The organism is Streptomyces sp. NPDC046881 (assembly GCF_040645015.1).
Taxonomy (GTDB): Bacteria; Actinomycetota; Actinomycetes; order Streptomycetales; family Streptomycetaceae; genus Streptomyces.
Genome location: NZ_JBEYXJ010000041.1, coordinates 60,397 through 68,249 on the forward strand (window position 1 = coordinate 60,397; position 7,853 = coordinate 68,249).

The 7,853-nt window shown below is 69.5% G+C and carries 8 protein-coding genes; 7 read left to right on the top strand and 1 reads right to left on the bottom strand.

Features of this window, described 5'->3' with window-relative positions; all coding sequences use genetic code 11:
• Nucleotides 1-198: 198 nt before the first annotated feature.
• Nucleotides 199-780: a hypothetical protein gene (locus ABZ923_RS20820; RefSeq protein WP_361473749.1), complete on the top strand. Its 582-nt coding sequence runs from the start codon at nt 199-201 to the stop codon at nt 778-780.
• Between the two features lie 7 nt (nt 781-787).
• Here the strand turns inward: ABZ923_RS20820 and ABZ923_RS20825 are convergent, their stop codons facing one another.
• Nucleotides 788-1,090 (bottom strand): ferredoxin, encoded by a 303-nt coding sequence (locus tag ABZ923_RS20825; RefSeq protein ID WP_053711863.1) that lies wholly within the window; start codon nt 1,088-1,090, stop codon nt 788-790.
• Nucleotides 1,091-1,610: 520 nt separating this feature from the next.
• On the opposite strand from ABZ923_RS20825, the gene arc reads away from it, so the two are divergent.
• From arc to prcA, 6 genes are all read left to right on the top strand, one after another.
• Nucleotides 1,611-3,377 (top strand): proteasome ATPase, encoded by a 1,767-nt coding sequence (gene arc / locus ABZ923_RS20830; RefSeq protein WP_361473753.1) that lies wholly within the window; start codon nt 1,611-1,613, stop codon nt 3,375-3,377.
• 232 nt (nt 3,378-3,609) lie between these two features.
• Nucleotides 3,610-5,121, top strand: a complete 1,512-nt coding sequence (dop, locus tag ABZ923_RS20835; RefSeq protein ID WP_361473756.1) for a depupylase/deamidase Dop — start codon at nt 3,610-3,612, stop codon at nt 5,119-5,121.
• Nucleotides 5,122-5,294: 173 nt separating this feature from the next.
• Nucleotides 5,295-5,513, top strand: a complete 219-nt coding sequence (locus ABZ923_RS20840; RefSeq protein ID WP_020939002.1) for a ubiquitin-like protein Pup — start codon at nt 5,295-5,297, stop codon at nt 5,511-5,513.
• Nucleotides 5,514-5,562: 49 nt separating this feature from the next.
• Complete coding sequence (locus ABZ923_RS20845; protein WP_361473759.1) at nt 5,563-6,168, top strand: endonuclease VII domain-containing protein; 606 nt, start codon at nt 5,563-5,565, stop codon at nt 6,166-6,168.
• On the top strand, nt 6,120-6,965 hold the full coding sequence (gene prcB, locus ABZ923_RS20850) for a proteasome subunit beta (RefSeq protein WP_361473762.1): 846 nt from the start codon (nt 6,120-6,122) through the stop codon (nt 6,963-6,965). Before ABZ923_RS20845 ends, prcB begins: the two co-directional genes overlap by 49 nt.
• A gap of 61 nt (nt 6,966-7,026) precedes the next feature.
• Complete coding sequence (prcA, locus tag ABZ923_RS20855) at nt 7,027-7,836, top strand: proteasome subunit alpha (RefSeq protein ID WP_361473765.1); 810 nt, start codon at nt 7,027-7,029, stop codon at nt 7,834-7,836.
• The last annotated feature ends 17 nt before the right edge of the window (nt 7,837-7,853 follow it).

Sequence of the window (7,853 nt, forward strand, 5' to 3'; positions counted from 1 at the left end):
GCCCCCCGCCCGGGCCCCCCCGCGCGGGGGGCTCCCCGGGCCCCGCCCCCCGTCCGTTGACCCGGTACCGGAACCGGCGCCTCCCGCGCGCGGGCCCCCCGCCCGCGCGCATGCCCGACCCCGCAGTTCCCCCGCAGTGTGACGTGTGGCACCATGCAGGCCATCCCACCGGCACAGCCCTCACAGGAGACACTCCGCGTGCAGCAATCCGCCGTTCCGGAGCTCGCCCACACCCACACCCGGCCCATCCACTGGGTCGCCACCGCCACGGCCGTCGCGGGCGTCGTGGCCCTCTCCTCCGCCGTCCAGCCCGGATCGGCCACGGCCGCCCAGTCCGCCCCCGCCGCCGGGAGCAGATCCGCCGCGGCGGCCGCCGCGCCGCCGAGCACGACCGGGGTGCGGTTCCCGCTGGAGTGCGGCCCGGTGAAGGCCGTGGTCGCCAAGAAGGCCACCGGGGACCTGGACGGCGACGGCAGACCGGAAACCGTCGCGGTGGTGCACTGCGACGCCCCCATGGGCACCCCGCCCGACGGGGTCTACGTCCTCACCCGCGCCGCGGACGGCGGCAAGCCGCGCGTCGTCGCCACCCTCGTCGAGCCCGAGCAGCGGCTCACGGTCACCGACTTCGCGCTCCGCGCGCGGGCCGTCACCGCGACCCTGCTCGGTTACTCCTCGGACGCCGTGCCCAGTTGCTGCCCCGACGTGAAGACCCCGGCCACGTGGCGGTGGCACGGCGGTGCCTTCCTGCGCTCCACGCCAGCCGGGGCCCACAGCGTCTGAGCCGGGCTCACTCCGCGTCGGGCCCGTACACCTCGACCCTGTCCGAAACCCGGCGCACGTGGATGCACTCGCCGGGGCACTCCTTCGCCGAGTCCACCACGTCCGTCAGCAGCGGCAGCGGCACCGGCGTGGTCGCCCCGGGGGCCTGCAGCAGCTCGTCGTCCGCGCCCTTCACATAGGCCAGCCCGTCGATGTCCAGCTCGAACACCTCCGGGGCGTACTGGGCGCAGATCCCGTCGCCGGTACACAGGTCCTGGTCGATCCAGACCTCCAGCGCCTCGCCGCCCGGGGCCTCCTGCTGCACGGTCATCTCTCCTGCCGTCGGTTCGCCGGGCGGTCCGGGGGCCGCGAGGGCCAGCCGGGTCCGCTCCAGCGGCTGTTGAACACACCCGACCCTACCTCCGCCCGCCGTGCGGCCCGGTGGCACCGGTTCCGGGTTTCCGGTCCTGCCCGGTCGGGTACCAGCGCCGGACCGGGACAGGGATACCCCGGTGGCCGGGTCGATCACTTCAGGCCACCACGGGGTGACCCCCGCCCACCGGTGCCGTCGCTCTGCGTGATGATCGTACGAGCGTCCTGTGTGCTGCCCGCGGACCGGCCGATCGGCCACGAGCGGACAACTCCGGCCCGTAGCGAAGGGATTCGACCGCGCCATGCATGGAACAAGCGGCTTTCCCTTCACGTTGAGTGGGTATCCCCTCCGTGCGAGGGAGTGTGCACCGGGTGACCGACGACACACCTTGACAGTCTTTGTGATCTAGGGGTTTCAATCGACACCCACCCAGGTAGGGTCTGGAAGCGTCCAGCTCCCCTTGGAGGAGGTGAGGACCGTGGCAGCCCACGACGACGACATGAACCGCGGCATCCGCCCGGGACGAGGGTCCGACGACCCGGCCGGGCAGATCGCCTACCTTGAGCAGGAGATCGCCGTCCTGCGCCGCAAGCTCGCCGACTCTCCGCGCCACACGAGGATTCTCGAAGAGCGGATCGTCGAGCTGCAGACGAACCTGGCCGGCGTGTCCGCCCAGAACGAACGACTGGCCAACACCCTGCGCGAGGCCCGCGACCAGATCGTGGCCCTCAAGGAGGAGGTCGACCGGCTCGCTCAGCCGCCGGCCGGCTTCGGTGTCTTCCTGCAGGCGAACGAGGACGGCACCGCCGACATCTTCACCGGGGGCCGCAAGCTCCGGGTGAACGTCAGCCCCAGCGTCGAGCTCGACGACCTGCGGCGCGGCCAGGAGGTCATGCTCAACGAGGCGCTCAACGTGGTCGAGGCCATGGAGTACGAGAGCGTCGGCGACATCGTCACCCTCAAGGAGATCCTGGAGGACGGCGAGCGCGCCCTCGTGCTGGGGCACACCGACGAGGAGCGGGTGGTGCGGCTCGCCGAGCCGCTGCTGGACGTCACCATCCGCCCCGGCGACGCCCTCCTGCTCGAGCCCCGCTCCGGCTACGTCTACGAGGTCGTGCCCAAGAGCGAGGTCGAGGAGCTGGTCCTCGAAGAGGTCCCCGACATCGGCTACGAGCAGATCGGCGGCCTCGGCAACCAGATCGAGGCCATCCGCGACGCGGTGGAGCTGCCGTACCTCTACCCGGACCTGTTCAAGGAGCACGAGCTGCGCCCGCCCAAGGGTGTGCTGCTCTACGGCCCGCCCGGCTGCGGCAAGACGCTCATCGCCAAGGCCGTCGCGAACTCGCTGGCCAAGAAGGTCGCCGAGGTCACCGGCCAGGCCGCGGGCAAGAGCTTCTTCCTGAACATCAAGGGACCCGAGCTGCTCAACAAGTACGTCGGCGAGACCGAGCGGCAGATCCGCCTGGTCTTCCAGCGTGCGCGTGAGAAGGCCAGCGAGGGCACCCCCGTGATCGTCTTCTTCGACGAGATGGAGTCCCTCTTCCGCACCCGTGGCTCCGGTGTCAGCTCGGATGTGGAGAACACCATCGTCCCGCAGCTGCTCGCCGAGATCGACGGCGTGGAGGGCCTGCAGAACGTGGTCGTGATCGGCGCCTCCAACCGCGAGGACATGATCGACCCCGCCATCCTGCGCCCCGGCCGGCTCGACGTGAAGATCAAGATCGAGCGTCCGGACGCCGAGGCGGCGAAGGACATCTTCGGCAAGTACCTCACCGAGCGTCTGCCGCTGCACGCGGACGACCTCGCGGAACACGGCGGCGACAAGAGCGCCACGGTCCAGGGCATGATCCAGACCGCGGTCGAGCACATGTACGCCGAGTCCGAGGAGAACCGCTTCCTGGAGGTCACCTACGCCAACGGCGACAAGGAAGTCCTCTACTTCAAGGACTTCAACTCCGGCGCCATGATCGAGAACATCGTGGGCCGCGCCAAGAAGATGGCGATCAAGGACTTCCTGGAGAAGACCCAGAAGGGCCTCCGCGTCTCCCACCTGCTCCAGGCCTGCGTGGACGAGTTCAAGGAGAACGAGGACCTGCCCAACACCACGAACCCGGACGACTGGGCCCGGATCTCCGGAAAGAAGGGCGAGCGGATCGTCTACATCCGCACCCTCATCACCGGAAAGCAGGGCGCGGACACCGGACGCTCCATCGACACGGTGGCGAACACCGGTCAGTACCTGTAAAGGCAGGGCGGCTGCGGGTGCCCTCGGCGGGTACCCGCAGCCGACTGTTTTTCGGGCCACGACCGGAGCAGCCAATGACGCAAATGATCTCCCCACCAGCGCAAAGGCGTTCTAGGCTCGTTCCTGCCGCCGAGTCGCGCCGTGCGGGGACGGGCACCGCACACGCACCGGAGCGCCAGCGGTACTTGAGCGGCGCCCACGACCGAGGGTGCCGCCGGGCAAGGAGGGCCGCATGACCGTACGGCGAGTAATGGGCATCGAGACGGAGTACGGGATCTCCGTCCCCGGCCACCCGAACGCCAATGCCATGCTCACCTCGTCCCAGATCGTCAACGCCTACGCGGCGGCGATGCACCGGGCCCGCCGGGCCCGCTGGGACTTCGAGGAGGAGAATCCGCTGCGGGACGCGCGAGGCTTCGACCTCGCCCGGGAGGCCGCCGACGCCAGCCAGCTCACCGACGAGGACATCGGCCTGGCCAATGTGATCCTCACCAACGGTGCCCGTCTGTACGTCGACCACGCCCACCCCGAGTACAGCGCCCCCGAGGTCACCAACCCCCGCGACGCCGTCCTGTGGGACAAGGCCGGCGAGCGGATCATGGCCGAGGCCGCCGAGCGGGCGGCCCAGCTGCCCGGCGCCCAGCCGATCCACCTCTACAAGAACAACACCGACAACAAGGGCGCCTCCTACGGCACGCACGAGAACTACCTGATGAAGCGGGAGACCCCGTTCTCGGACATCGTGCGCCACCTCACGCCCTTCTTCGTCTCCCGCCAGGTCTTCGCCGGCGCGGGCCGCGTCGGCATCGGCCAGGACGGGCACGAGCACGGCTTCCAGCTCAGCCAGCGCGCGGACTACTTCGAGGTCGAGGTCGGCCTGGAGACCACGCTCAAGCGCCCGATCATCAACACCCGCGACGAGCCGCACGCGGACGCCGAGAAGTACCGCCGACTGCACGTGATCATCGGCGACGCCAACCTCTCGGAGATCTCCACCTACCTCAAGCTGGGCACGACCGCCCTGGTCCTGTCCATGATCGAGGACGGCTTCATCGCCGTGGACCTCGCCGTCGACCAGCCCGTGCGCACCCTGCACCAGGTCTCGCACGACCCGTCGCTCAAGCGCCTGGTCACCCTGCGCAGCGGGCGCACACTCACCGCGGTCCAGCTGCAGATGGAGTACTTCGAGCTGGCCCGCAAGTACGTCGAGGAGCGCTTCGGCGCCGACGCCGACGACCAGACCAAGGACGTGCTCAGCCGCTGGGAGGACACCCTCACCCGGCTGGAGAACGACCCGATGAGCCTGGCCGGCGAGCTGGACTGGGTCGCCAAGCGGGAGCTGATGGAGGGCTACCGCCGGCGTGACAACCTCGACTGGGACGCGGCCCGGTTGCACCTGGTCGACCTCCAGTACGCCGACGTACGCGCCGAGAAGGGCCTGTACAACCGCCTGGTGGCCCGTGGGCGCATCAAGCGGCTGCTGGACGAGTCCGAGGTCGACCGGGCGCGTACGAAGCCGCCGGAGGACACGCGCGCGTACTTCCGCGGTCGCTGCCTGGAGCAGTACGCGGACGACGTCGCCGCCGCGAGCTGGGACTCGGTCATCTTCGATCTGCCCGGCCGCGACTCCCTCCAGCGCGTTCCAACCCTGGAACCGCTACGCGGAACGCGAAATCACGTCAAGGAGCTGCTCGACCGCTGTCGTACCGCGGAAGACCTGGTCAGGGTCCTGTCCGGCAACTGACAGCGGTCAGCGGGTACTCGTTCCGACCCGGGCGGCCGGGGTGGAAACACCACCGCCCGGGAATCATCCAGGTGGCCCCCGCAATCTTGTGGAAACTGCGGGGCCGATGTCGGACCCGGACTATAGGGTCTGATCATCACCGATCGGCAGGCGAACTGAGCGGGGTGAGGGTTATGGCGACCAAGGACACCGGCGGCGGCCAGCAGAAGGCCACCCGGTCCACGGAAGAGGTCGAGGAGCAGGCGCAGGACGCGCAGGCCTCGGAGGACCTCAAGGAACGGCACGAGAAGCTGAGCGACGACGTGGACTCGGTGCTGGACGAGATCGACGACGTACTCGAGGAAAACGCCGAGGATTTCGTGCGGTCCTTCGTGCAAAAAGGTGGCGAGTAGAGGCGATTTGGTCGCCTGGCCTTCGAAATGAAGGACACGGGGGGTTCGGGTGGCTGAGGAGCCGGACGCGAAGGCATGCAGGAAATGCGGGCGCAGCCTGCCTCTTGCTGCCTTCGCGCGGGACAGGCATCGGCGGGACGGCCTGCAGGTGCACTGCCGGGAGTGCGTGGCGGAGTACGGCGCCGCGCACTACCGACGCCGCCGGGAGGCCATGGGGAAGCCGGTCCGGGAGAAGGCGGACGTCCCGGCGGGGCACAAGCTGTGCCGGAGCTGTGGCCAGGTGAAGCCGCACAGCGAATGGCATCGCAATGCGACCGCTTCCGACGGTCTGTCGACGCGCTGCAAGGCGTGCCGGGCCGCGCTCGGACGAGAGGACCATCTGAGGCGCACGTACGGCATCACCAGGGCCGAGCGCGATCGGCTGGTCACCTCCCAAGGCGGCGTCTGCTGCATCTGTCTTGCGGCTCCGCCGGCACATGTGGATCACTGCCATGAGACGGGTAGGGTCCGTGGCGTACTGTGCTTCAGCTGCAATGCCGCACTGGGGCAGTTCAAGGATCAGCCCGAGGTCATCAGGCGGGCTGCTGCTTATGTGGAAGGAATCGCGTGGAAGCCAACACTCGTAGCACCGGGCGTCTACCAGCTGCCTTCCTGACGCCAGGATCCTCTTCGTTCATGGACTTCCTCGCCGGGCACCAGCCGGAGCTGCTGCCCGGCAACCGGCAGCTGCCGCCCACCCAGGGTGTACTCGAGGCGCCGCACGGCACGACCATCGTGGCCGTGACGTTCCCCGGCGGCGTGGTGCTCGCCGGTGACCGCCGGGCCACGATGGGCAACGTGATCGCCCAGCGGGACATCGAGAAGGTCTTCCCGGCCGACGAGTACTCGGCCGTGGGCATCGCCGGCACCGCCGGCCTGGCCGTCGAGATGGTCAAGCTCTTCCAGCTGGAGCTGGAGCACTTCGAGAAGGTCGAGGGCGCCCAGCTGTCCCTGGAGGGCAAGGCGAACCGGCTGTCGACCATGATCCGTTCCAACCTCGGCATGGCCATGCAGGGCCTGGCCGTGGTGCCCCTCTTCGCGGGGTACGACCTGGACCGCGAGAAGGGCCGCATCTTCTCCTACGACGTCACGGGCGGCCGCTCCGAGGAGCACAACTTCGCGGCGACGGGTTCCGGCTCGATCTTCGCGCGCGGTGCGATGAAGAAGCTGTTCCGTGACGACCTGACCGAGGAGCAGGCCACCACGCTCGTGGTGCAGGCCCTCTATGACGCGGCTGACGACGACTCGGCGACCGGCGGTCCCGATGTCGCCCGCCGGATCTACCCGATCATCACCGTGATCACCGAGGACGGCTTCCGCCGGCTCACCGAGCAGGAGGCCTCCGAGCTGTCCCGCGCGGTGCTCCAGAGGCGCCTGGAGGAGCCCGACGGCCCCAAGGCCGCCCTGCTCTGAGCGCGGGCCCGGTTCTTATCAAGGTGATCCAGTGACCATGACAGAAAGGGACGGATAACCGGTGTCGACGCCGTTCTATGTCTCACCCCAGCAGGCCATGGCCGACCGGGCGGAGTACGCCCGCAAGGGCATCGCCCGCGGTCGCAGCCTGGTCGTGCTGCAGTACGCCGACGGCATCGTGTTCGTCGGCGAGAACCCGTCCCGCGCGCTGCACAAGTTCAGCGAGATCTACGACCGGATCGGCTTCGCCGCGGCCGGCAAGTACAACGAGTACGAGAACCTGCGCATCGGCGGCGTCCGCTACGCCGACCTGCGCGGCTACACCTACGACCGCGACGACGTCACCGCGCGCGGCCTGGCCAACGTCTACGCCCAGACGCTGGGCACGATCTTCTCCTCGGCGGCCGAGAAGCCGTACGAGGTGGAGCTGGTGGTGGCCGAGGTCGGGGAGACCCCCGAGGGTGACCAGATCTACCGGCTGCCGCACGACGGCTCGATCGTGGACGAGCACGGCTCGGTCGCGGTCGGCGGCAACGCCGAGCAGATCAGCAGCTTCCTGGACCAGCGCCACCGCGACGGCATGAGCCTCGCGGAGGCCCTGAAGCTGGCCGTGCAGGCCCTGTCCCGGGACACCAACGGCAGCGAGCGGGAGATCCCCGCCGAGCGCCTGGAGGTGGCCGTGCTGGACCGCACGCGTCCGCAGAAGCGCAAGTTCAAGCGCATCGTCGGCCGCCAGCTCGCCCGTCTGCTGGCGGCGGACGGCGCGAGCACGGAAGCCGAGAGCGCGGACGGCTCCGAGGACTCAGCGTACGCGTCCTCGTACGGCTCCCAGCCCTCCTCCGGCAGGCCGCCGACCGAAATCCGGGTGTAGGCGCCCGGCACGTCGGC

Excerpts from the sequence above, each read along its gene's own strand:
- ABZ923_RS20825 (WP_053711863.1), bottom strand. The coding sequence starts at position 1,090 with ATGACCGTGCAGCAGGAGGCCCCGGGCGGCGAGGCGCTGGAGGTCTGG.
- dop (WP_361473756.1), top strand. The coding sequence starts at position 3,610 with ATGACCGTACGGCGAGTAATGGGCATCGAGACGGAGTACGGGATCTCC.
- ABZ923_RS20840 (WP_020939002.1), top strand. The coding sequence starts at position 5,295 with ATGGCGACCAAGGACACCGGCGGCGGCCAGCAGAAGGCCACCCGGTCC.